The sequence below is a fragment of the Virgibacillus dokdonensis genome (genome assembly GCF_900166595.1).
In the GTDB taxonomy this organism is placed as follows: Bacteria; Bacillota; Bacilli; order Bacillales; family Amphibacillaceae; genus Virgibacillus; species Virgibacillus dokdonensis.
Window position 1 is genome coordinate 1,385,733 of the sequence record NZ_LT745763.1, and the last position, 25,246, is coordinate 1,410,978.

The window sequence follows — 25,246 nt, forward strand, 5'->3', positions numbered from 1 at the left end:
GGGAAAGAGATTTTCAAATATGAAATCATGGAGGTAAGTGATGGAGAAATCAATAAAATTAACTAACACCTTACTGTCGTGTATGGGAGAGCATGAAATTACATCCATAACGGAGGAAAAACAGAATTCTGAATATAAAGGGTGTAGTTTTAGTGTGTTTGAACATACATATCGGAGTCGTTTGGCTAAATTAACCCCAAAGAAAAAGGGGTATTTTGTAGCGTTTTGGGAAAAAGATATAAATAATCACAATCAAGCTTATTCTTATGATGAAAGTCCTAACAAGATCGTTATTTCGGTAATAGATAATGAACGGAAGGGTCAATTCATTTTTCCGAAATTAGTATTACTTCAAAAAGGCGTGTTGCGTAGTGAAACGTCCAAAGGAAAAATGGCAATGCGAGTTTATCCTTCTTGGGAGCAGGAGCTAAATAGCTCTGCGGAAAAATCTCAAAAATGGCAAATGAAATATTTTATTGATGTTTCAAAAGCAGTGGATATTGCAAGACTAACAGATTTGTATTTCTCTTAAAATGTTAGTAAATTAATTGCTCCGTCACGTATTGTATTTTAAAAAAATTTAGCGGAATGACCGCGACAAGCAACGTAAACAAATATAAAACACTACCACTTAGACATAAATAGCAATCAGAGGGGATAGAATATGTATTCCCTCTGATTGAATTGCTCGTTATTCCTCGTCTTCTTTAACCATGTAAGCTCTTTTGAATAGCTCCATTTGACTATCTATTTTCGGGGCTTCGTCTGCCTTTTCTACATAATGATATATGCCATTTTGATCTTGCATGCGAGCTTTTACATTGTCATTACTTATAATTTGCAATATTTCGTATAATCTTTGTTTTATGTTGCCATCAATAATTGGAAAAAGTAGCTCCACACGTTTCTCCATATTTCTCGTCATCAAATCGGCAGAAGAAAGATACATTTTGCTATTTTGATGATGACGAAAATAATATATGCGAGTATGTTCCAGGAAACGACCTACAATACTAATGACGCGTATATTTTCGCTGACACCTGGTATTTGTGGGCGTAAGCAACAAATACCACGAACGATTAGATCAATGTTAACTCCAGCACAGGAAGCTTCATACATTTTCATAATCAAATCTTTATCCGTTAAAGAATTCATTTTAAAAATAATATATCCATCCCCGTATTTCTTATGGTTCTCCATTTCTATATCTATATCGGACAAAAAATCTGTTTTCATATCAAATGGGGCCATGGATAATTGATGAAACAATGGTTTTTCTGCATAGCCACTTAAGTAATTGAAGAAGTTAGTTGCATCAATACCAAATTCGCGCTTGGACGTAATAATCCCCATATCTGTATAAATTTTAGCGGTTTGATCATTATAATTTCCTGTGCCCAAATGAACAAATTGTTCAATTTGATTATTTCTTCTTCTCACCACGAGTGTAATTTTACTATGTGTTTTTAAATAAGTCATACCGTAAATAACATGACATCCGGCTTTTTCCAATTCCTTTGCCCACTGGACATTATTTTCTTCATCAAAGCGCGCTTTTAATTCAACGAGCACGGTTACTTGCTTTCCTTGTTCTGCAGCTCTTTTTAAACCCTCTATAACAGGTGAATCTCCGCTTACTCTATACAATGTTTGTTTAATTGCTAATACGTCAGGGTCATCAGCTGCATCGGATACAAAATCAACGATTGGTTCGAAGGATTCATAAGGATGGTGAAAAAATAAATCCCGTTCTTTTGCTAGCTCATACAAATCTTCAGAATCTCCCATATCCTGCGGTGGTTGGGGGATTAATGTTTCATACACTAAATGCTCATGCGTAGGTTCAAGGGACTTGTGAAAACTGAATAAAAAGGTCAAATCGATGGGACCATCCATTTCGTACACATCTTTATAATGAATCTCCAATACGGACAACAGAAAATTTAACATGTTAGGGTCATATTGTTTTCGTTTCACTTCTAGTCGAACAGCGGCTCCCCATTTTCGCTTTTTCAATTCTTTTTCAATTTCTTTTAATAAATCTCGAGCTCCTTCTTCATGAATTGTCATATCAGCGTTCCGGGTAATTCGAAATTCTGTTACAGAGATAACTTTATAACCGGCAAATAATTTGTAAATGAAATGGCTAATAATGTCTTCAAGCATAATAAAATAGGTGATGTTAGAATCTGGAATATCTACCTTAATAAAACGTTTTAATACGGAAGGCACTTGAACAATAGCAGTTTTAACAACTTCTTCAAGTTCCACAATATCATTTTTAGCACGTTCATCTTCTAATAATACGGCAAGATTAATGCTTTTATTTGCCAACATAGGGAATGGGCGATAGGCATCCACTGCCATAGGGGTTAACACAGGGAAGACTTGATCATCAAAGTATCGTTCCATGTTTAACTTCATTTGTTGATCGAGGTCATCCATGGTTAGGAATGTAATGTTTTCATCCGCTAACATTGGCAATAGCACATGCTTGAAAGTAGAGGATTGCATGTCAACTAGCTGGTGGTTTTTCTTGGAAATAGCTGCCAGCTGTTCTTTTGGTGTTAAGCCTGCTTTATTTTCAGGTTTGTTAAATCCAGCTTCTACTTGATCTTTTAGTCCTGCAACACGAACCATAAAAAACTCATCTAAATTGGAACTGAATATAGCTAAAAATTTACATCGTTCTAGCAAGGGGTTTCGCTGATCCAACGCTTCTTGTAACACACGCTCATTAAATGCTAGCCAACTAAGTTCGCGGTTGTTATAATATTTAGGATCTCCTAGGCGTTTTCTGTTTTCGCTCAATTGCAATCTCTCCTTACCCCTATACGATTTCTTCATTTTCCATGCTACATTATAAGTATTAAGGACTTGTAAATTTATATTCAAGTTTCTTTAAAGATTTTCGTTTTGCGACGTACGATATTGGAAAAGTTTCAAATAATAGACGTTGTTTTTGGAGCAACAGATGTTAATATCTGTATGAATGTGGGTGAAGTTTTTTGTTGTATTATAGGGTAAGCATAGTTATTAGGGTATAGATTAAGTATAATGATGCGTTCTATCGTCATAAAGACTTGGCGACAAGCCGAGTTTTTCTAAAGTGTAATTAAAACAATCGTGGGAGTATTTCTCCCACGATTGTTTTAACTTGTAAACGATACCTGTCTTCCAATTCATTTATTATTGCTGATAGCAAAAGCAAACGTTAATGTTTCTGTGAAGTGCTTTTTCTAAGTGTTTTTTTTGCTTTTCAACTTGATAGGCTTCTGGCATCCAATCTCTGTCACAGTAAACATGAATAGTAATCACTTCTTCATCAACAAGCATATCCATGTCTTTTACAATATTTCTCTTCGTCGAGTCAAAGCAGTACGCCAGTTTTAGTAGAGCACCTATGGTCTGCAATTTTTTCTTTTCTTCCTTTACAAACCATTCTTTAAACGGTTTCAAATATTGTTTGAATTTATGCTTACTTTTAAAAGAAGCGACAAGTGCAATCTTTAATCGTTCTGTATGCATAAGTCCATCTATGGTTCGATTCGCTAGAAGATAAAAGGTGTGCTGGGAAGAAGACTCTGAATCAATGTACTTGCCAAGGTTGAATACATAGGCACCACGCTTTAATAATTCATAATCGATTTTTCCTACATAACCAAGCCCACTATTGCGTAAGGCGTCAAAAATTTTTGTTGCAATGGTAATAACTTGGTGAACTTGCTTATAATTTATATTAAAATCAACAATTAATTCATTAAAACTCTCTTCACGTACATTTGGAAATTTGGTGATACCGAAATCATGCATAATTTGCTCATAAAATATTCCATCACGTAACCCTTTTCTACTTAGCATGAAACTTGTAGCCCCTGTATGCTCGTATAAAGTATGGAATACTTCAATGGCAGGCAAAATAATGTCTGCTCTGTCTTTACTTAACCCTTCTACTTTTTGTAATTCTTTGAAAGGGAACTTACGTAGGTGATTTTTAACATAGCCCATGTTATTTTCTTGAATCCGATACTGATGTACGCCAGCTAATGGATATTTTTTTAATGCTTGGTCAATTTGAATCATATTCCGGGCACTACCGCCAATACCGATTAAATGGACCTGCTTATTGTATAACCATGGAATGGAAGTGAATTGCTGTTGTAGATAGGTTTTAATCTGTTCCATTTCTCTTTCTGTTGGTACGTCGTGTTCTACAAACATTTGCTTCAGAGTCAAAGCACCAAAAGGCATACTTTTAAAGTAAACTAATTGTCTATCTTTAAAATAAGTAAGTTCTGTACTCCCGCCACCAATATCTATGGTTATACCTTCAGAAACGGTCGTTGAATTGACAACGGCTAAATATCCGTAATAAGCTTCTTCTTCTTCTGAGAGAATTCTTGTATCGTAACCGCTTTCTTGTGCAATTTTTTGTATGATTTCTGCTTTATTTTCAGCTTGCCTAATTGTTGCTGTAGCGACGCATATTATTCCATTTAATTCATATGTATCCGTTACTTCTTTAAAGCTACGTACAATGTTAGCTAGTATTCCCATTCCTTCTTGGTTAAGATAATGATTTTCTTCTAAGTAATTTTTAAGTCTAGCGACTGCCTTTACATTTTCAATTTCCTGAAAGCGGCCGCTCTTTTCTTTAAGATAGATTACGAGACGAATGGTATTCGAACCAATATCAATAATTGCATACTTTTCTTCATTCAATGGGAACACACCTTTTGTCGTTAATGGTTTATTGCGTTCATTATAGCACAAGCTTTCCCATTTTGGATTTACATGAAACATAATTTCTAAATACAGCATCTTTTGTTATGAAACAAGATGCTGTATTGCCACTTCCTAGTCTTGATTTGTCAACTGTTGTAGGTAATTAATAACCTATTCTTCGCATATAATCTCTTAAAACGGTGTTAGAGCGCCTAAATAATTGCTTTTCTTGTTCTGATAAGTTTAGCTCAACAATGTCTTGGATACCATTTCGGCTAATTTTTCCAGGCACGCCAGTAGCGATGTTTGTTTCTTCGTATTCACCGTCTAATATGCAAGAAGCGGGTAAAATTTGTTGGCTATCATTTAATATTTGGGTTGCAAAGTACGCTAACGCATTGCCTATTCCATAATATGTTGTCCCTTTTCGTTTTAAGATTTCAAAACCAACGCGTTTCACTTTTTCTACTGTATCATCTAAATCAAGTTTGGTAGCTAGATGTGGCTTTTCATGCAATATTTCTAATAATGGTTTACCACCAATTGTGCAATGTGACCAAACAGCAAATTGGGAATCACCATGCTCGCCCATTGTATAAGCTTGTATACTCCGAACATCAATATCAAGTAACTGTGCTAGATATGATTTGAGGCGGGAAGAGTCGATCGATGTACCTGTTCCAATCACTTGATGACGTGGTAGGCCAGATAATTGCCAGATGTGATATGTAATAATATCCACAGGGTTTGTAGCAATTAAAAAAATGCCATTAAACCCAGTTTTCATTATTCCGGGAATGGTATCATTCATTATTTGCGTTCCGGTTTCCAATGTATCGAGTCGAGTTTGATTCTCATTTGGTGGAGGGCCAGCACTAACAATAATAATGTCCACATCAGCTGTATCTTGAATAGAACCTGTATAAACTTTCGTCCGTGAAGGAAGAAAATCCATACAATGAATGAGGTCTAGTGATTCACCAACTGCTTTTTCTTGTTTCATATCGATCAATAGCAATTCGTCGCAAATCCCTTGGTTTATAAGGGCATATGCCGTACTTGAACCGACAAAGCCAGTTCCTAAAATAGCAACTTTACGTAATGGTTTGTTCATCAGACCATCTCCTATACATAGTTTTCAATACGGATTTCACCATAAGAATTGGCGAAAGCCAAGTTTATCTAATAAAATATAGTTTCGGCTCTTTACTGCACTAGTAGCAAGTAAATAGATTTTTTAATAAAGAAAGCTTATTCACATAGTTAAGAAGCAAAATAATTGTGTCACTAAAAAATGCTTCAGTAAATGCTATTCTTCTACAAACGGAAAAGTATAGTTAATAAATGGAAATGATTAAGTTTGATTATATAAGTAATCTACTATAATCGCAAATTGTGGAACTATTAAAAAGGTTTACTGAAAAATCCGAGATGTAAGAGGCTATAAAAACTTTTACTTCAAAGTGGTGCTATATACATCTAGAAAGGAGGTAATTCATCCCAATCTTTAGCCTTTCATCTAACAATCAGTGGAGGGTGAAAAGCATTGATTTTTTAAGGAGCGAGAATGTATATGAGAATCGACAAACAAAAAAATAGGTGATAAAATATAGAAAAGTCAGAATAAAAACACAAAGTTGTTTAATGAAGCTTTAAGGGGGAAAATGATGAAGAAATATGGCAGGGAATTTATTACGTTTCCAGACGTGACAGTAATGGTTATTATTTTTGCGGTAATGTTAGGGTTTACTATTCCGAATTTATACGATTGGAGGGTTTGGGCTGCAATTGGTGTAGGTATGATGACATATGCAATTAGTGAATACATGATACACCGGTTTTTATTTCATATTAAAAAACCGAAGAATCCATTTTTATTAAAATTAATTAAGCGCTTACATTATGATCACCACGTTGATCCTGATAATGTAAAATTGCTTTTCTTGCCACTCTGGTTTAGTTTCCCTAACTTTATAATTTTAGTAGGGATTTGCTATGCTATTACTGGCAATTTGAATTTGACAATGGGCTTTGCAACAGGTGTCATCGGGTATTTTTTGTATTACGAATGGAAGCATTTTGTAGCTCACAAGCCAATTCAACCAGTAACAAAAATGGGGAAACAAATTAAAAAATCACATCTTTGGCACCATTATAAAAACGAAAATTACTGGTTTGGTGTGACGCATCGTGCGGTTGATAAAACAATGGGAACATATCGTGACCATAAAGAAGTAGAAAAAAGTGATACAGCAAGGGATTTAGAAAAGCGCGCATAACAACGAGAGCTATTTTTAAAGTTTACAGAGAAGAGCGATTTCTACAGCTATTGAAATTAAACTAATGCAGAAAATGGGTCAGAAAAGCTTATAATAATTATCTATGAAAATAGTAAGTAGAGAAACTCTTCCATAGTCTATGTAGTTGTCACTCTTTAAGGTTATACAACGTCATTAATAAATGAAAAGGACTCAAAACATAGGTTTAAGTCCTGTTACAGTAAGTTAGGAGAAAGGTATTTCCATGATGACTGTAGTGCCTTCGTCTGGCTCGCTAATTATGATTAATCCTTTACCAAACATCTGTTTAAAACGGCGATTTGTATTTGCTAACCCGATCCCTTTACTTTTACTACTTGAATCTTCTAGCAACCTTTCGATCTTATCCTCTCTCATGCCAACACCGTCATCAATAATAGCTATTTCATAATGGGTTTCAAGTTCGGTGATTCGAATAATGATCTTCCCACCATCAATTCGTTGTAAAACGCCATGTTTTACTGCGTTCTCAACAATTGGTTGAATTGAAAGAGGTAAAATTTGAAAATTGCTATCTTCTGTAATTTCCCATTCAATTTTTAACCTATCACCGAATCGCTCTTGTTCGATATAAAGATAAGAACGGGTAAGTTTTAGCTCATCTTCAACATGGATAAGTGTCTGTGTATTATGAATGCCAAAGCTTAATCGTAAATAATTTCCAAATTCATGAAGCAAAGCAACCATTCTTGATGTATCAATGGAACCTAAGGAAGCAATCGTATTTAATGTGTTGAACAAAAAATGTGGTTGAATTTGAGCTTGAAGCCAAGCAGCTTCCGTTTTTAACTGATCATTAATCGATTTTTTTAAATCAGTTAAAGCGCGAACTCTAGCACGTAACTCTAAAATTTGTGCTGGTTTAGCTATATAATCATTTGCTCCTGCTAAAAATCCTGCATAAATATCCTCAAACTGTTGCCGTGCAGTTAATAATAGGATTGGTAGCTCTGATAGGCTGTATCGTTGTCTTACTTTTTGCGTTAATTCATACCCAGACATGTTTGGCATCATCACATCACAAATGATAAGATCAAATTTGCCAATTTCGATGCATTGTAATGCTGTTTCTCCACTATACGCTGTTGCCACTTCATAATCGGTAGATAAGATATTATATAATACTTTAAGGTTTACAGAGTCATCGTCAATAATAAGAATTCTTTGACGCTCGTTATCAATGGAGCTTGCTATAGCTGATCCACAATCGCTTTGATTAATGGATGGAGCAGGATAAAAGGTTTGTCCAATATTTTCATAATCATCTTTATCAAATGTATGGGCAATAGGGATGGTGAAAGAGAAAGTAGATCCTTCATAAAGTTTGGAAATTACACGAATGGTTCCTCCGTGTAATTCTATTAATTTCTTACATATGCTTAATCCAATGCCAATTCCACCGTTATTAGTTTCATATCTATTTTCTTGTACATAGGGTTGAAAAACCTTTTCCATTGTTTGTTCACTCATACCTATGCCGGTGTCTTTTACTTGAATCATCGCCATTTTTCCTTTTTGTTTAGCTTCAATTGTTATTTCCCCTTCATTAGTAAATTTAACAGCATTATGCAGGAGATTAAATAATATTTGCAATAGACGAATTTCATCTGCATAAAGCTTTGGAAAAGAAGGAGAAATATAAACGTTAATCTGTATTTTTTTCCCTTCTATTAAGAATGCAATCATGTCAATTAAACCAGAAATAATTGCATGTAAATCGATTTCTTTTGGTTTTAATGTGATCCGTTCCTCTTTTAATCTTGTTAAGTCAACAAGATCATGAAGCATATAAGACATTTGTTGTCCAACACGTACAAGTAGTTTTAGATGATATTTATTATCTGCAGATAAAGTTGCACTGTCTTTATCAAGGATAGATTGCCCAATATTTATCATTGCGTGTAATGGGTTTCGTAATTCATGAGATGTATTCATTAAAAAGACATCTTTTTGTTTATTTGCTGTTTGTAAATCTTTCGTTTGTTGTTTATTTAGATTTAGCAAATGAACATAACGTTGCAATAAAACAAACGCAATTAGAATATTCATTAATAGAAAATCAAATGGGTAATATGGCATTTCGATAATGTTATCATTTAATAACATTCCCCATACTACATTAATTCCATAACTAACAATAAAAAGGAGGATAATAATAGATCCCTGATCTCTTCTTTGCGTAATAGGAGCCAATAGTTTTAACATAAAGATAACAGTTATGATCACAAAAATATTTGCTAACCAAGCTAAAGTACGAAATTGGGAAATTGGAACAATGATAAAAGATATACTAAAAAGACCGTATATAAGTAAGAAATAAGCAAAGAAACGATGACGTAAAATATACAGCGACTTGATAAAATACAACATACAAATTAATGTAGTTAGAAAAAATAAATAGAGTAGGCGGTAATACCATTCGATTGGGATAGGTAAGTGTATGATAACATTATCGTCAATCAGATTTGTAAATCCTACGGTTGCAAGCATAAACCCAAAATATAAAAGCGTTTTTTTATGCTGCCCTTTACCGAAATAAACAAGACTAAATACATATATGACATGTAAAAAATAGATGACACTTACTATCATTTGTAATACTGAAAACAAAGAAGTTTCCTTTTGAATAGCGTTTGTTGAACCAAACCATACGGAGTCAGTTATACCACCCATAAAAGGTAATTCGTGGTTGGATACATGTAGCGTCAATTCTACTTCATCTTGCTCTGGGGAAAAAGGAACAGAAAAAGTTCCGTACTTTTCTGTCATACTATTTTTCTTGTGTGGCTGATTCAATTGAGAAACAAGTTTTCCATCTATATAAACAGCAACTGATGAAAGAATTTCTGAAAAACGAAAGGAAAGGAGTTCTGGCCGGTTTTCAGGTAACAATATTTTTAATTGGTATGTACCGAAACCATATGCTACGCTTTTTTCATTACTATTTACATCATTGATCCAGTTATGGGGGAGTTGAACAGCCTTTGCTGTTTCATTACTCATGGAAGGAGCTTGGATAAATGAATGTGGAAAAAAATTCCACGTACCATCTAATAGATATGTCTCTTCTGCTGTTAAGTTAACATCTTGAAAATTAATGATGCCATTTTTTGCAACTGGTTCTTTAGGAGCTTGATGGACAAGTATCCAACTAATACGAAATAAAATTAATAGTAAAGCGAATAAACTAATGATTAAAAAAATTTGGGTTTTCGATATTTGTTCTGTCTTTGGTAACAAAGCTGTTCATTCCTTTATCCTAAATGTAAGAAATTTACTTTAAATAACATTATTCAATTTAGATTAAGTTAATTTAATTTAGTATGGATTGCTGTAATCATTCTTGTCCTGTTCTATAGATAACATTAGCGTTTTAAAAGCACCAATTGCGATTGTCGCTTCTATGAATATAGTACTAAATAGTATTGATTGCAAGGTTAATCTGTTTATTGAAATGTTAAAAAATGTATATTTTTAGTATATTTCATTCACGTCTAATTGTACTGTCGTTCTTCATGTAAGTTGTCAAGATCATTTTTCGATGGCAACTACGGTAATACACCAGCAAATTCCACGTACAAAAAATTTGAACATCGAGGTACTTTAACACGTTTTGTCATATTATAAAGAGAACATCTTACATTCTAGACATATTCCGTAATTTACTAATAAAAGATAATGTAGATTTTTTCCATCCTATGCTATGCTAAAAGTATATGAAAAAAGGTTGAATACAATGCATCAAGATACATATAAAATCGTCTTTTTGTCTTGAAAGCATTGTATATTAAATGTAAAGCACTCTGATTTTTTATCTACATATAGGATGTTGTAAGGGTCCAGGATAAAGAATTTATGATCTTATACTACAACAAGTGTACATAGTAGATAAAATGACCTAAAAGCCCAATTCGTTTTAAGTATGTTTTTACTATAACGTAGGTTGGTTTGAAAGGGAGGCTACCGAATTGAAAGCCATTCTCGTAGATGATGAACAAATGGCATTGGATTTTTTAGAACATTTATTAAAGGAACTTGATGGAATAGAAATTGTCGATAAACTTACTAATCCATTTTTTGTAAAAACAAGCTTAAGTCAACATAATCCAGAGGTTGTATTTTTAGATATTAATATGCCACAAGTAAATGGACTGGAATTAGCTGAACAAATTTTGGAACTAGATTCTAGCATCCATATTGTATTTGTGACGGCGTATGACGAATTTGCTATTAAGGCATTTGAAATTAATGCATTAGATTATTTGTTAAAGCCTATTCAAAAAGACCGTTTAAAGAAAACTATCCAACGCTTGGAGGGGGATATTTTATTTCATAATGAAAAGAGTATGGTGCAGCAGGATCGTTTACGCCTGAATGTTTGCGGTAGTTTTTCCATCACAAAGGCAAATGGAGAAGTGGACTTGATCTCTTGGCGAACTTCAAAAGTTAGAGAATTGTTTCATTATTTGCTTCATAACAGAGGGAAACTGGTAAGGAAATCATTACTAATTGAATTGCTTTGGGGTGAGTTGGATCCAGAAAAAGCTTATGCACAACTTTATACAGCTATCTATCATGTTAGAAAAACATTAAAGGAATATCCAGACAATTTTCAACTGGAAAATACGACAGAAGGATATATTTTATCTACTCAAGCTGTCGATATCGATATTGAATTATGGCAAAAAAAACTGGCTAATTATGCATCTATTGAAAAGAATAACATTGACCAATATGTTGAAGCAATGGAATATTACACAGCTCCTTATTTTGATGACTATGATTATTGGTGGGCAGAAAACGAAAAAATTAGATTTGAAAGAGTATGGTATAGAACAGCGATGAAAATAGCTAAAGTTTTTACATCTATTTCGTCCTATGATAGAGCAATAGATTGGTATAAACGCATTTATGAGCGCTACCCAGAACAAGAAGAAGTACATTTTGCAATAATGAAGCTGTATTCTTTCAGGAACGAAACAGAAAAAGTGGAAAGACAATATGCTTATTTAAAAAAATTACTACAAACTGAATTAGGGACTAGCCCAAATGCAGAAATTACGAGTTGGTACCGTCAGTGGAAAAAATACCATATGTAGAAGTGAACGTATAGACATTTGTATATTTTAAATAAGTGTAATTAATTACTCATTATAAACTGTAAAGAATTTGTAAAGGAAGGAAAGGTATAATGTATTGGTATAAATTACTAATTTATCGGTATGTTTGTACAAAATAGGTTAAATTTAGTTGGGCTCGAAACGTGAAATCGGTCATGAAACCAATTTATCATAGAGGTCATATACCTTTTTATACGATAAGGGGCTCATGACTTCTATGGAGCGGAAATTTGTTGGGGGAAAATTTTAAAGCAGAATGATGCAGACAAGTTTTAATATGGAGGAAGAAGAAAGCAATGAAAATTACTAAACGTAGCATAGGTATTTGCTTCATGATTGCTGGAGTAATATTCGTGTCAATCCCGTTTTATTATGAATGGAAACAAGCAAAACAAGTTGCAGCACTAGAAGAAGCTTTAGCGATGGTGGCGGAATCGGATGAGAATGCTGTTGATTTATCGTCGATAGAAGATCTCCCGTTTTCAGAAGAAGAGCTAAAGGGGGTAATTGAATTAGAGATCCCTTCCATTGACCTCAAACAAAAAATCCTAACCCAAACTACGGAAGAAAATTTAAGCATTGCTTTAACACAAATTAAATCAAATCAAATACCGGGAGAGGGTAATTTTACCGTTGCTGGTCATAGAGGATATCGAGGCGATCGACATTTTAGACAACTACCTAATGTAAAACCAGGCTCTAAAGCTTTTTTGCACACAGCGAAGCAAACTTTTATTTATGAAATTAAAACATCAGAAGTAATTGAACCAACAGCTGTGGAAGTTTTGGATGATCGTGCAGGTCAAGATGAGCTTACTCTTATCACATGCACCCTCGATGGTAAGGAGCGAATTGCAATTAAAGGAACGTTAGTAGGAAAAGAATAATTCATGATCATGTTAATAAAAAACGAGCAAATAAGGAATACAGCTATGTCATTTTTAGTGTGCTTATATAAAACCTCTAGCCTAACACCTGTAGAAACATAGTTCTATAGGATTTTACCATAATAGTTATCTATTGGAGGTGAGTAGAAAATGATAAATGTGCTTATGATGAATACAAGCGACATTTTTACACAGGGATTAAAAATTTTATTAGAAGGCGAAGACGATCTGGAAGTTCTAGAAGTCTCCGATCGGGAATCCAATTTTATTGAACAGATAAGTGATTTTGAACCAGATATACTGCTAGTCCATTTAGTTCATGGAGTAAGTGATACATTAAAAAAACAAATAAATGAAATAAGAGAAAAATATAAACAAATTAGGGTTATATGTATTTTTGTATCCTATGATAGGAAGTTGATTAAGGAAGCTTTAACTTTAGGGGTAAAAGGATTTTTACTAAGTCACAGTAGTGGAGAGGGGCTTATTCATTCCATTCGAAGCGTGTGGCAGCATCAATATGTGTTTGCAGATGAAATTGTTATGGAAATGATTGACTTTTTGGGTACAGAGTGTATGAACAAAAAAGAAAAACTTAGTCGTTTTTTTTCTTCGCAAAATATGGATATGAATGATAGAGATATTGATATATTATTTTTGATTTATAAAGGGTATAAAAATTTAGAAATAGCTAATGAACTGAATTTGTCAGAAAAAACAGTTCGGGACTATGTGAGCAAGGTGTATAAAAAATTACAAATAAATCATCGTCATAAAGTAAAAGCGTATTTGACGTCTATTATACACGAAAAAACGAAAGAATAAAACAGACAAACTTCTAAAAAGAAGTTTGTCTGTTTTATTCGAGTCGACTTTGTTGATTGTTCTTCATAAACATATACAAAGAAGCGCTGAAAATGGTGAGATAACCGATGATACTTAGTACATCTGGTATTTGTCCAAAGAGGGCTATACTGATTAATGCAGAATAGACAACTGTGGAATAGAAAAAGATAGATATTTCTTTCGCTGGTGCGTATTTGTAAGCAATCGTTATTCCGAATTGCCCTACAGTAGCAAAAATACCCGCTAATAAAAGGTACACCCATTGTTGCCAAGACATAGGTTCATAAAACGCAATGACAAACGGTAATAGAATCACAGTTGTAAAAAATGAGAAATAAAAAACAACAGTGTAAAATTGTTCTTTTCTACCTAACACACGTAAAACGGTATAAGCTCCTGCTGCAAATACTGCTGAGAGAAAACCTGCAATATAGGGGATAATTTCTGATGAAAATGTTGGTTTAATAATGAACAGAGTTCCAGCAAAAGCAATGATAATCGATATTACTTGAAATAATCGTGTTTTCTCTTTTAAAAAGAGAGCTGCGAAGATGATGGTGAGAAAAGGACTCATTTTATTAAGCATATCTGCATCCGACAGAACTAAATGGTCAATAGCGTAAAAGTTAAGCAAAATCCCTACTGCTCCTAAACTTGAGCGAAGCAGTAAATATTTTTGACTGTCTTTTTTGCCAAATAAACTTGCACCATAATATTTTACGAATCCAAATGCAATGACCATAGAAATTGCATTTCGAAAAAGTGTTTTTTGTACTGTTGGAACATCGCCTGAAAGCTTAATAAAAGCTCCCATCATAGAAAAGCCAAACGCGGACAATAGTAATAAAATAATACCTTTATTACGGTTACTCATAGTTGTCATCTCCAAAATAGTGAATTTATTAAAAAACGACAGCTTTGTCATAAAAACTTGGCGAAAAGCCAAGTTTTTTCTAAAGTACTCCAACAAAGACATATTCTTTCATAAATGTGATTGAATGTCTAGAGAAAACAACTCATCTTACATGCTTAAAAAGCTGGTAACAAAATTGTAGCGATTTCATGTCGCAAAAGGCTCAAACAGAAGATGGTTTTGAAATTTCTATGTTCTACTATAGGATAGTATAAGAAAAACAGGCTTCCGTCACCAAAATTTAGTGTGAATCCAGTTTTTTATACTAAAAAGAGTATGAGGCAAGAGACTTATTTTTGGTCCTGTTGTTGCCGTCTTCCCGTTTGATACGACAGAAGAAGCGGTTAAAAGAGCAAATGATAGTGATTATGTGCTAGCAGCTGCCGTATGGACTGAAAATATCCGAAAAGGATATCAAATTGCAAGAAGGTTAAAAGCGGGTACCGTATGGATTAATGATTGTAATCAAGAAAATCCTGCTGCTTGATTTGGGGGATATAAGCAATCAGGTACCGTGAGATAGGAAAGTATGCACTCGACAATTATACGGAAGTAAAAAGCGTTTGGTAAATTTACAATAAAGTAAGTATTGCTGAGTAAAGTCATTTCATGATCGATTCATTTTCTGTGCTTGTTATTTGTATGAAAAAAGGGAGTAGTTTGAGTGAAACACAAGCTATAAGCAAATGCAACATAGCGCAGGGCTAACAATCAATTTTATCATAATTGTTCGACTTGTTCATCCTATAAAAACGTTCGAAATTACACTCTTTCTGAGGAAACAACCATATTTTATATATGTAGATATTAGTGCATTCTTTGAACCATTTGTTGATTTCAGTATCATTAAGCTAATAGTAAATCTTTTTATCCTTTTTTTAAAATAGCAAAGACAAAAAGGCAGGATGAAAGGAACATAAGAAGAGCGAGGATAATGATTGTAAGCCGCATTGAAACGATATCAGCTGCAATGCCTATCACTAAAATAAAAAAGACTTGCAGAGCACTTTGAATTAACTGGTAAATACTAGTTACCCTCCCCATAATATCTACTGGTACATTATTTTGATAAAATGTCATGATGCCGGCATTAAGAAATACTAGAAAAAAACCTAAGATTAAAAATCCAACTACAATGGACGTAAAAGACCAAGAGAAAGCGTAAATGACATAACCAATTGCGGTCATAATGATGCCAACACTTATCATGTTTCTTATGGAGAATTGATTTGAAAATATAGATAGTAAAATAGCACCTGAAACAGAACCAAGTCCTGTTAAGCTAATTAACATACTGTATTCCAATTCAGAGAGCCCTATTACTTGTTGTGTAAAAACGACTTCTTGTGCATCCATAGCAAAGGTAAACAGCATAATTAAATTAAAGCCGAGGTAGATAAAGCTTACATACTTGTTTTCTTTCATAAAGCTTTGAACGACAGTGAAATCTTTTATGATTTGCGAAACAGTCAATGTAGGGATTGCTTCTTTTACAATATTTTCTGTCTGGGAAATAAATAACAATAAAATGGATGCTATTAAAAAGGATATGGCGTTGAGCCAAAGTGTTATTTCTACACTTGTTGATAAAATAAGTGTACCACCGATGGCTGGGCCAATGATAAAGGCGCCAGAACTAGCAAATGAATAAAAAGAGTTGAAGCGCTTTCTTTTTTCTATTGGAACGAGGATAGTAATGTAAGTAGATGATGCTGGGTGAAAAAAAGCGTTCGCTATACTCAGAACGACAAGAATAATATAAATGACTATCATGTTCGGCGCAAAGGGGATGAGACTGATAAAAACAGCTCGAAACATATATGTTAGGATCATTACGCTGCGCTTACTCCGATAATCGATAAAACTTCCTGTCCAGAACTTTGTGAATATATTTGTTAATGGTCCGATAATCCAAAGTCCTGCAACTGCGGCTGCTGATCCAGTAAGTTGGTAAACAATGATGTTAATAGCAACTAAATGTATAAAGTTTCCAATACTTGAAATGCCAATGGATAACAGTAGTAATATTGGATTTTTCCAACTATTCACTCTAATAATTCTCTCCCCGCTTTTTATGTGAAAGAAAGTATAGCATAAATAAATTTTACCCTATTTTAATAGAAATTGTAAGGAAACACACTTTTCCCTTAAAGAAATGGATAAAACCTGAAAACGCATCCAAAACAACAGCGTTTCCTGCTATAAATAGTTGTTGATAAGCCATGTTTTTCTAATAAATGATGTTTGAAGAAAAACTGCACTGGGAACAGATACATAAAACCGCAGTAAAAGGAGTGGATAAAATGATTAAAATAACCCCAGCAAAAATGGATAATGCAATTGAAGTTGAAGTGCAAGGAAAAGTAGAAAAAGAGGATTTGAATCTTTTTGAAGAATTTTTTACGATGAAAAAACAAGAATATAATAAAGTTAATATACTTCTACTACTTGATAAAATGGAAGGCATGTCTTTAAAATGTGTTTTAGAAGATTTGAAAATGGTGCAACATTTAAAATATATTCAAAAACTGGCAATTGTAAGTGATAAGAAATGGATAGAAATAGGGGTGAAACTTGAAAGGCTGCTCCCAGAAACAAACGTGGAGCATTTTATACCAGAAAATAAAGTTCAAGCGCAACATTGGTTAGGTGAATAAGATTTTGTGTATTGTTGTGTAGTAAACGGCCTTGTTCTCAATTCCTACGCTGTTATTGACAGTGTGGGATTTTTTGCAATATAGGGCGGTATAACATTAATGATTCGTAGTAAATCTTTAATAAGTCAATAATGTGCGCATATATCAAGCTATTTAGCTGAATGTATGATGCATGTAATCAAAGAAAAAAGAATCCTTTTCTGTTAAAGCTAAATAACTGCAGTAAGGATTTTTATATTGGCTACTTGCTTCACTCTAGATTTCAACCGTCAATTTAAAAAAGTAATTGACGGATTTATTACATGTTTGTTTATGAACGTCGTCTCACCATGTTTTATGTTATTATAACGGAAGGGTGTGGATTGTGAAACACTTACACAGTTTGTAATGAAAAGATATACATGAATAAATATACATTTAAGGATGATTGTGAATGATTGAACTTATAGCGACAGCAGAATCAGTGCACCAAGCAAAGTCATTATTAAATGCTGGTGTTGATACATTATATGTTGGAGAGGATACATTTGGTCTCCGTTTACCAGCAAGTCTATCGAGAGAAGAAGTGAAGGAAATATGTTATATAGCGCATGAAAATAATAAAAAAGTCTGTGTCGCAATGAATGCTATTATTCATAACGACCGGATTAAGTTAATTCCTGGCTATTTTGAGTTTTTACAAGAACTAATGGTTGATTCGATAACTATTGGTGATCCGGGAGTTATCCATTTATTGCACAAGCATCAAGTGCAATTACCATATGTGTATGACCCTCATACGATGGTTACGAGTGCAAAACAAGTGAATTTCTGGGCACAACGCGGAGCCAAAGGTGCAGTACTTGCAAGGGAGTTAACGTATCAAGAATTAACATCTATAGCTACAAATGCGACAATTCCTGTGGAAGTGCTTGTCTATGGAGCAACTTGTATTCACCATTCAAAGCGACCTCTACTTACGAATTATTTTAGTTACACAAAACAACAAAACGAAAATAACAAAAATTTATTTATGGCAGAACCGAAAAAATCAGAAACACATTACTCCATCTATGAAGATATAAATGGCACACATATTTTTGATACAAATGATATTAACTTATTACCTTATTTAGAAAAATTAGTGCATGCACGGATATTAAAATGGAAACTAGATGGTATCTATACAAATGGACAAGCATTCGTGGAGATTGCAAAGCTTTTTGCTGAAGCCAAACAAGCATGTTTAGATGATGCTTGGTCTAAGCAGTTACAGGAAAATTTAACAACAAAATTAATAGAATATCATCCTCATAAACGAACACTGGATACTGGATTCTTTTTAAAAGACCCAGCAGATGTGCAGTAAAGCGTCGTTTGCATTGTAGGGGAGAGTCTAACAATTAGTTTTAACTTAAAAACAAAGGCTTTTACCATGGGGATAGATATAAGCTAAAGTATATGACTCCAAAAATATTGAGCTTTAATTTGGTTTCAAATGTTCTTTATGAAATTGAATTTAACTTGATGAACGAGTGAAGGAAGGTTTGTAAATCATGCGAATTTTAAAGAAAAAGCCAGAAGTATTAGCGCCAGCTGGTACATTAGAAAAATTAAAAACAGCTATTTACTACGGTGCAGATGCTGTTTATATTGGTGGAAGCGCATACGGATTACGAAGTCGTGCAGGTAATTTTTCATATGAAGAAATGCAGGAAGGAGTTGCCTTTGCCAAAAAACATGAAGCGCACGTGTATGTCGCTGCAAATATGGTAGCTCATGAAGGAGATATGAAAGGAGCTGGCGACTTCTTTCGAACGATAAGAGATATCGGGGTGCGCGCAGTTATTGTTTCAGACCCAGCTTTAATTGAAACGTGTATGATGGAAGCGCCGGGACTTCCGATTCACTTATCGACACAATCCTCTGCAACGAATTATGAGACGTTGAATTTTTGGAAACAAGAGGGTTTGGAGCGTGTTGTATTAGCAAGAGAAGTTGGAATGGATGAGATTAAAGAAATACGAAATCATACAGATGTAGAGATTGAGGCATTTATTCATGGTGCAATGTGTATTTCATATTCTGGGCGTTGTACGTTATCTAACCATATGTCTGCTAGAGATGCAAATCGAGGCGGTTGTTCCCAATCTTGTCGTTGGAAATACGATTTATTCGAGTTGGATCATCAAGGCGTGCGTCAAAGTTATTCAGCTGAGGAAACTGATGAACCATTCTCCATGAGTGCTGTAGATATGTCTATGATTCACAACATTCCTGATTTTATTGAAAACGGCGTAGATAGTTTAAAAATTGAAGGAAGAATGAAATCAATTCACTATGTTTCTACGGTAGCAAATGTGTACCGCAAAGCTGTTGACAGTTATTGTGAAGATCCTGCTCATTTTACATTCCAGCAAGCTTGGGAAGATGAGCTTTGGAAAGTGGCACAACGTGAATTATCAACTGGTTTTTATTACGGAACGCCGAATGAACAGCAGCAATTATTTGGACGTCGGAGAAAGATTCCGGTATATAAATTTGTTGGTCAAGTATTGGAATATAATGATTCTTCTAAAATAGCTACTGTACAACAACGAAATAGTTTTTCTGTCGGAGATAAAGTAGAGTTTTACGGTCCTGGCTTTACACACGTCTATCAAACAATAAATCAGATGTGGAACGAAAATGGTGAGCCAATTGAACGAGCTGCTCACCCAATGATGAAAGTCCGTGTGCAAATGGATGCACCTGTAAAGCCATTCGATATGATGAGAAAAGCCAAGTAGGTAATCTGAATTTAAAATTACAAAGCATGATGACCCGTTCCATGAGAGAAGCAATGTCTATCATGAGAATGGGTCTCTTTTTATATTATAGGAAACCATCTTGGCTCTCCCAAGGTCGCAAGTCACCATCTATCATGGAAAGCACTTGAAGGCGGTTTTTTCATACAAAGTATAAAATTAGTGGCTTGTGTATAACAACATAACCGAATAAGCCACGTCCCGCTCCAGCACCCAGCAACTAGACGACTTACTTCATGAATCGCCCTACGGTAAGTCATCATCGTTTCGTCACTAAGAGAAAGCCGACTAAAAACGGGCTTGCCGCCTAACGTAGGTATACTCCTGCTTTAGTGACATGATTCCTAAATCTTTAGTTGATTCGTTCCATTCGCTACGTTGCTAAAGACGCCCCCATCCTTTGTTCGATCAAGTTTTATTATGTTAAAAATGTAGCCAACGTTTACAAACTTCTCCCAAGTGGTATTACAAAAAGTAAAATTTATCATATTTGGAGGTTGTTTGTGTGAGTACAAAGCGTAAAGGAAGGCAGCAAAAAAAATTAATTGATTATAAAATTTTTTTACCGGCACTTTTTATCATTGTTGCCATTAGTATTCCCTTATCGTTGTATGAAGCTGAATCGCTAGGAATTTTAAATACGATATTTAATAAATTAGTAGATGTGTTTAGTTGGGGCTATCTATGGTATGCAATCATCTTAGTAGGCGTAGCGTTTTATTTATCTTTTTCAAAATACGGTAAAGTGGTGTTAGGAAATCCTGCTGATAAACCACGGTTTACATTATTTGAATATGCGTCTATTTTAATTGTTATGGGTTTAGGCTCAACGATTATGCGTACAAGCATGACGGAGTGGGCAAATGTTGCGGTCAACCCACCATTTGGAGTCGATCCTCAGTCAGTGGAAGCTATACTGTGGGGGAATTCATATAGTATGTTTTTATGGAGCTTTCAAACATTTGCTATCTTTGTTATGGCTGCTCCAGCAATGGGGTATATTTTACATGTGAGAAAGAGTCCAGTCATGCGGATATCTGAAGCTTGTCGTGTTATTTTCGGGGACCAATTTACAGATGGTGTCGGGGGAAAAATTTTAGATATTATCTTTCTAATAAGCATTCTAGCAGGGCCGCCGTAACATTAGGATTGGGCGCGCCGATTGTTACTTATAATCTTGCTGAACTATTAAACATAGAAATAAACTTTACCCTGACGTTTATTGTTACAGTTGTATGGGTGCTTTTATTTTCGGTGAGTGCTTATTTAGGAATAGAGAGAGGAATAAAAAAGTTAAGTACACTTAATATGTATCTTGCTGGTGCATTTGCTTTAATCATTATGTTAATAGGACCTGGTATTTTTATCCTTAATTACTTTACGGACAGTGTTGGATTTTTAGTGTCTAATTATGTCGATATGTCTTTTCATACAAACTCCTTAAGCATCGGTGGAACTTCGCATATAGAAAGTCAGACTATATTTTGGTTTGCTTATAATGCTACTTGGGCCATGTTGCACAGCGTATTTGCAGCAAAGATTTCTTATGGTCGTACGATTAAAGAAATGATATTAACGTATTTAACGGCTCCAACTTTTATTTCTTGGGTAGCAACAGGTGTACTTGGTGGTTTAGGTGTGAACAGTTATTTGTCAGGTGAGGTTTCCGTCTTAGATACGGTAGCAAATAATGAAGCCATGCAAGCTATTCCAGATATATTATCGTCGCTACCATTTTCAACGATCGTACTTATCATGTTTATTACGATTGCAATGATTTTCTTAACGACTACATTAGATTCTACTACGTATACTATCGCGTCTTATACGAGTACCGAAAACATGAGCAAAGTGGAACCTTCCAAATATTTACGAATAATTGTCGCTGCTGTTATTACAGTAATGGCGTTAATTTTAATGCGAATAGGTGGTTTGCCACCGTTAGAAGTTGTTTCAGGATTATTGGGGATCCCAATAATTGTTGTTCAATTTCTAACGATATATGCTATTAAAAAAATGATCGATGAAGATAAAGCTTGGAAAACAAATGTACGTGATTAAGAATAAGTTGTTTAAATTGATATGGAGTGAAGAATCTCTAGTAGCTTAGATTGAAAAGTTGCTAGAGGTTTTTGATTTTCTATAGGAAAGCATAAAATGTAAAGGTTTATAATTCTTACCTGATTATATTTCATTTGTAAGGAAAATATGAAATAAATTCAGAAACAAGGGATAGTATTAGACTTAATAACAAATATTAACATGGTTAATATTGATGTTCTACTATTTTCGAATAAAATATTTTACCTTATACTTGTACTATAGGAAAGACTATAGAGGAAGTAAAAAATTTTGGGGTTTATAGGAAAAGAAAAAGAGGCTTTCGCCAAAACTTGGCCACAAGCCAAGTCTTTCATAATCAATTGCAAGTTTAAATTGCAATTGCTAAACCAAAGATTGCAATTTAAACTGCAATGATTTGGTCTTGGTAGCTAAACTAGGGACTTTGTATAATATAAATGAGGTGAAGATAGATGAATAATCGCGCGCGTGATATTGTTTTATTATTTATTGAAAATGATCATTTTTTTACGGTCCATGCACTTACGCAACACTTTTCTGTAAGTCAACGTACTATTTACAATGACTTAATGGACATTGATGCATTTTTGGCAGAACATGATCTTCCCTCTTTACTACGTCAAAAAAGAAACGGCATAAAATTACAGCTTCGGAAATCGGATCAAAAAAAACTAAAAGATCTATTGGATCAAGAAGAACTAGGGGTCTATTCACCTGAAGAACGAAAAAATGCTGCTTTACATTACATGTTAACTCGCCATGAATATGTAACTATTGATCAAGTATCTAACTTTTTAAAGGTATCGAGAAATACGGTAATTAACGATATGAAGCAATGGAAGCTTTGGTTACAGGATCAATCATTATCGTTAACATCCTATCCTTATAAAGGCTTGAAAATAGAGGGTACAGAATTAGCAATGAGAAAAGCACTCTTAACAATTTATAAAAATGAAAAAAGAGAACGTGTACAAATTACAAGCGTAGAACAGTCTATTCTAAATGAGTTTCTTTCGGTTGAAGAGATTAACCACCTTACTCGTATGGTTAGAAAGGCTGAAGATGATCTGCAAATAATTATTTCAGATCATTCCTACTTTAGAGTTATTCTTCACCTTGGATTGGCTATTACTCGCGTGAAGATGCGACGTACACTTAACGATGAAGCGATTTCTGCAAGTGTTCTAGAAACTCGTGAGTATGAAGTAGCTTGTATAATCAAAAAAGAAATAGAACGAGCTTTTAGCATCGTGTTTCCAGAAAACGAAGTAATGTATTTTGCTTCACAACTTGTTAGTAGTAGTCTGCAGGGGGCGAAACAATACGGAAATACGAACGACCAATGGCTTCCCTTACAAATGGTAACTCGTACTTTTGTTGAAAAGCTAGAAACGGTATTTCATATGTCGTTTATGGAGGATGCGCAACTATTTAACGGTTTAATGGCTCATTTACGGCCAGCCATTTACCGGCTTAAAAATGATACGCACATTGAAAATCCTGTTTTAAATGCTATAAAGGAAAACTACCAATATGTGCATCATCAAGTAATGCAGACAATCCCTGTTATTGAAACGCAGTTGGATGTTAACTTTAATGAACATGAAGCTTCTTTTATAACGATGTATGTTACTGCAGCTATAGAAAGACAAAAGAAAAAAATCCGTAGAAAGCCTGTTGTCATTATTGTTTGCGATACAGGAATGAGCACATCACAAATGCTAGCAACACAATTAAAAAATTTGTTTCATATCCGTGTACTAGGTGCATTTCCAGCCAGACAGGCTGCTGAAATTGTTCAACAAGAGTTCATTGATTTAGTCATAACGACCGTTTCAATAGAGATTAAAGGGACAGAAGTTATTAATGTGAATCCTGTATTATCAAAAGAAGATATTCAGAAATTAGCTTTGTTATTAGAAAAGTTTGAGGGGCAAGAGTTGCTTGTGTTGGATATTTTGCAAATTATGGAGCCTTACTGTACTGTTCATAATTCATTGGAGCTTAGAAATAAGCTACAGCAGTATTTTCAGCATGATGCAACAAAAACGCGTCAACTAGAGAGGAGAGCAAATCCTGTGTTAATTGAAGTATTGAATGAAAATCTGATTATTACACAATCAGATGTACAAGATAGAGATAGTGCTGTAAAACTAAGTGGTGAATTGCTCTTGAAAAATGACTTAATTAAACGAGATTACATTGAAGCAATGGTTAACAATGTTCATGAAAATGGTACTTATATCGTCATTGCACCGGGGATAGCCATGCCTCATGCAAGACCAGAATATGGAGCAAAAGATATTGGTTTTAGCATTGTTACATTGAAAGATCCAATTGCTTTTGGGCACAGAACGAATGATCCTGTGAGAATTGTTATTGGTTTTTGTGCAATAGATCACGAAACACATTTAACTGCATTGTCAGAACTAGTGGGTGTTTTAAATCAAGAAGAAAAGCTAACGGCGATTTTAAATGCTGAATCATCAAAAGAAATTATGGATATTTTTCAAAAGGAGGAAAAACAATGATTAAAATTGTTACCGTTTGTGGTGCTGGTGTAGGGAGTAGTATGATGTTACGGGTATATGCGCAGCAAGTGCTGTCTGAAGAAGGAATTCAAGCTACTGTGGAGGCATCAGATATTAGCTCAGTAAGTGCGGATGAATATGATATTGTTATAACAACTTCTGATTTCGCTGATATTTTACGCAATTCAAAAGCAAAGGTTGTAAGAATCGATAACATGATGGATAAAGAGTTGCTCAGAACGGAATTAATGAAAGTAATTTAGCGATGGTGTTATTTCTTTTAAAGGTTGCTCAGTTGGATCCAATAAGTTATTTGAGCAACCTAGAAATATAATTACTCAACTTTAAGCGGGTATCATTATAAAACCATCAAGGTGACA

At 34.3% G+C, this 25,246-nt stretch carries 16 protein-coding genes and 2 pseudogenes; 12 read left to right on the forward strand and 6 right to left on the reverse strand.

The window, feature by feature from the left end:
* Nucleotides 1–40 precede the first annotated feature (40 nt).
* Entirely contained in the window at nucleotides 41–532 is a 492-nt protein-coding gene (locus B2C77_RS08010; RefSeq protein WP_101933718.1) for a MepB family protein, read from the forward strand.
* A gap of 159 nt (nucleotides 533–691) precedes the next feature.
* On the opposite strand, the gene B2C77_RS08015 is transcribed toward B2C77_RS08010, so the two are convergent.
* From B2C77_RS08015 to B2C77_RS08025, 3 genes are all read right to left on the reverse strand, one after another.
* Nucleotides 692–2,848, reverse strand: coding sequence for an RNA degradosome polyphosphate kinase (locus B2C77_RS08015; protein WP_077703148.1), 2,157 nt, complete (start codon nucleotides 2,846–2,848; stop codon nucleotides 692–694).
* 342 nt (nucleotides 2,849–3,190) lie between these two features.
* Nucleotides 3,191–4,822 (reverse strand): Ppx/GppA family phosphatase, encoded by a 1,632-nt coding sequence (locus B2C77_RS08020; protein WP_254843954.1) that lies wholly within the window; start codon nucleotides 4,820–4,822, stop codon nucleotides 3,191–3,193.
* A gap of 67 nt (nucleotides 4,823–4,889) precedes the next feature.
* Nucleotides 4,890–5,840: an L-lactate dehydrogenase gene (locus B2C77_RS08025; protein WP_077703149.1), complete on the reverse strand. Its 951-nt coding sequence runs from the start codon at nucleotides 5,838–5,840 to the stop codon at nucleotides 4,890–4,892.
* Between the two features lie 550 nt (nucleotides 5,841–6,390).
* On the opposite strand from B2C77_RS08025, the gene B2C77_RS08030 reads away from it, so the two are divergent.
* A complete protein-coding gene (locus tag B2C77_RS08030; RefSeq protein ID WP_077703150.1) occupies nucleotides 6,391–7,005 on the forward strand; it encodes a sterol desaturase family protein in 615 nt (204 codons plus the stop codon).
* 225 nt (nucleotides 7,006–7,230) lie between these two features.
* On the opposite strand, the gene B2C77_RS08035 is transcribed toward B2C77_RS08030, so the two are convergent.
* Complete coding sequence (locus tag B2C77_RS08035) at nucleotides 7,231–10,284, reverse strand: ATP-binding response regulator (protein ID WP_077703151.1); 3,054 nt, start codon at nucleotides 10,282–10,284, stop codon at nucleotides 7,231–7,233.
* Between the two features lie 728 nt (nucleotides 10,285–11,012).
* Here B2C77_RS08035 and B2C77_RS08040 point away from each other — a divergent pair.
* The 3 genes from B2C77_RS08040 to B2C77_RS08050 all read left to right on the forward strand — a co-directional run bounded on the left by B2C77_RS08040 (nucleotide 11,013) and on the right by B2C77_RS08050 (nucleotide 13,876).
* Nucleotides 11,013–12,143: a response regulator gene (locus B2C77_RS08040; protein WP_077703152.1), complete on the forward strand. Its 1,131-nt coding sequence runs from the start codon at nucleotides 11,013–11,015 to the stop codon at nucleotides 12,141–12,143.
* A 323-nt stretch (nucleotides 12,144–12,466) separates the two neighbouring features.
* Nucleotides 12,467–13,051, forward strand: coding sequence for a class D sortase (locus B2C77_RS08045; protein WP_077706863.1), 585 nt, complete (start codon nucleotides 12,467–12,469; stop codon nucleotides 13,049–13,051).
* Nucleotides 13,052–13,201: 150 nt separating this feature from the next.
* Entirely contained in the window at nucleotides 13,202–13,876 is a 675-nt protein-coding gene (locus B2C77_RS08050; protein WP_077703153.1) for a LuxR C-terminal-related transcriptional regulator, read from the forward strand.
* Between the two features lie 34 nt (nucleotides 13,877–13,910).
* Here the strand turns inward: B2C77_RS08050 and B2C77_RS08055 are convergent, their stop codons facing one another.
* A complete protein-coding gene (locus B2C77_RS08055; RefSeq protein WP_077703154.1) occupies nucleotides 13,911–14,771 on the reverse strand; it encodes a DMT family transporter in 861 nt (286 codons plus the stop codon).
* A 322-nt stretch (nucleotides 14,772–15,093) separates the two neighbouring features.
* On the opposite strand from B2C77_RS08055, the pseudogene B2C77_RS08060 reads away from it, so the two are divergent.
* Nucleotides 15,094–15,380: pseudogene (locus B2C77_RS08060) on the forward strand (aldehyde dehydrogenase family protein); the annotation flags it as partial.
* Between the two features lie 297 nt (nucleotides 15,381–15,677).
* Here the strand turns inward: B2C77_RS08060 and B2C77_RS08070 are convergent.
* Nucleotides 15,678–16,859 (reverse strand): MFS transporter, encoded by a 1,182-nt coding sequence (locus B2C77_RS08070; RefSeq protein WP_331805240.1) that lies wholly within the window; start codon nucleotides 16,857–16,859, stop codon nucleotides 15,678–15,680.
* Between the two features lie 188 nt (nucleotides 16,860–17,047).
* On the opposite strand from B2C77_RS08070, the gene B2C77_RS08075 reads away from it, so the two are divergent.
* From B2C77_RS08075 to B2C77_RS08100, 6 genes and pseudogenes are all read left to right on the forward strand, one after another.
* Nucleotides 17,048–17,467, forward strand: a complete 420-nt coding sequence (locus B2C77_RS08075; protein WP_077703157.1) for a SpoIIAA family protein — start codon at nucleotides 17,048–17,050, stop codon at nucleotides 17,465–17,467.
* A 436-nt stretch (nucleotides 17,468–17,903) separates the two neighbouring features.
* On the forward strand, nucleotides 17,904–18,815 hold the full coding sequence (locus tag B2C77_RS08080; protein WP_414930270.1) for a peptidase U32 family protein: 912 nt from the start codon (nucleotides 17,904–17,906) through the stop codon (nucleotides 18,813–18,815).
* Nucleotides 18,816–19,002: 187 nt separating this feature from the next.
* Nucleotides 19,003–20,235 (forward strand): peptidase U32 family protein, encoded by a 1,233-nt coding sequence (locus B2C77_RS08085; RefSeq protein WP_077703159.1) that lies wholly within the window; start codon nucleotides 19,003–19,005, stop codon nucleotides 20,233–20,235.
* Nucleotides 20,236–20,758: 523 nt separating this feature from the next.
* A pseudogene (locus B2C77_RS08090) lies at nucleotides 20,759–22,314 on the forward strand (BCCT family transporter).
* A 473-nt stretch (nucleotides 22,315–22,787) separates the two neighbouring features.
* Nucleotides 22,788–24,866, forward strand: a complete 2,079-nt coding sequence (locus B2C77_RS08095) for a BglG family transcription antiterminator (protein ID WP_077703160.1) — start codon at nucleotides 22,788–22,790, stop codon at nucleotides 24,864–24,866.
* Nucleotides 24,863–25,129, forward strand: a complete 267-nt coding sequence (locus tag B2C77_RS08100) for a PTS sugar transporter subunit IIB (RefSeq protein ID WP_077703161.1) — start codon at nucleotides 24,863–24,865, stop codon at nucleotides 25,127–25,129. The genes B2C77_RS08095 and B2C77_RS08100 overlap by 4 nt, the downstream gene beginning before the upstream one ends.
* Nucleotides 25,130–25,246 lie beyond the last annotated feature (117 nt).

Bases quoted from the DNA above. Each gene is read 5' to 3' on its own strand.
- B2C77_RS08010 (WP_101933718.1), top strand. From the start codon at position 41: ATGGAGAAATCAATAAAATTAACTAACACCTTACTGTCGTGTATGGGA.
- B2C77_RS08015 (WP_077703148.1), bottom strand. From the start codon at position 2,848: ATGAAGAAATCGTATAGGGGTAAGGAGAGATTGCAATTGAGCGAAAAC.
- B2C77_RS08020 (WP_254843954.1), bottom strand. From the start codon at position 4,822: ATGCTGTATTTAGAAATTATGTTTCATGTAAATCCAAAATGGGAAAGC.
- B2C77_RS08025 (WP_077703149.1), bottom strand. From the start codon at position 5,840: ATGAACAAACCATTACGTAAAGTTGCTATTTTAGGAACTGGCTTTGTC.
- B2C77_RS08030 (WP_077703150.1), top strand. From the start codon at position 6,391: ATGATGAAGAAATATGGCAGGGAATTTATTACGTTTCCAGACGTGACA.
- B2C77_RS08050 (WP_077703153.1), top strand. From the start codon at position 13,202: ATGATAAATGTGCTTATGATGAATACAAGCGACATTTTTACACAGGGA.
- B2C77_RS08055 (WP_077703154.1), bottom strand. From the start codon at position 14,771: ATGAGTAACCGTAATAAAGGTATTATTTTATTACTATTGTCCGCGTTT.
- B2C77_RS08075 (WP_077703157.1), top strand. From the start codon at position 17,048: ATGATGTTTGAAGAAAAACTGCACTGGGAACAGATACATAAAACCGCA.
- B2C77_RS08085 (WP_077703159.1), top strand. From the start codon at position 19,003: ATGCGAATTTTAAAGAAAAAGCCAGAAGTATTAGCGCCAGCTGGTACA.
- B2C77_RS08095 (WP_077703160.1), top strand. From the start codon at position 22,788: ATGAATAATCGCGCGCGTGATATTGTTTTATTATTTATTGAAAATGAT.
- B2C77_RS08100 (WP_077703161.1), top strand. From the start codon at position 24,863: ATGATTAAAATTGTTACCGTTTGTGGTGCTGGTGTAGGGAGTAGTATG.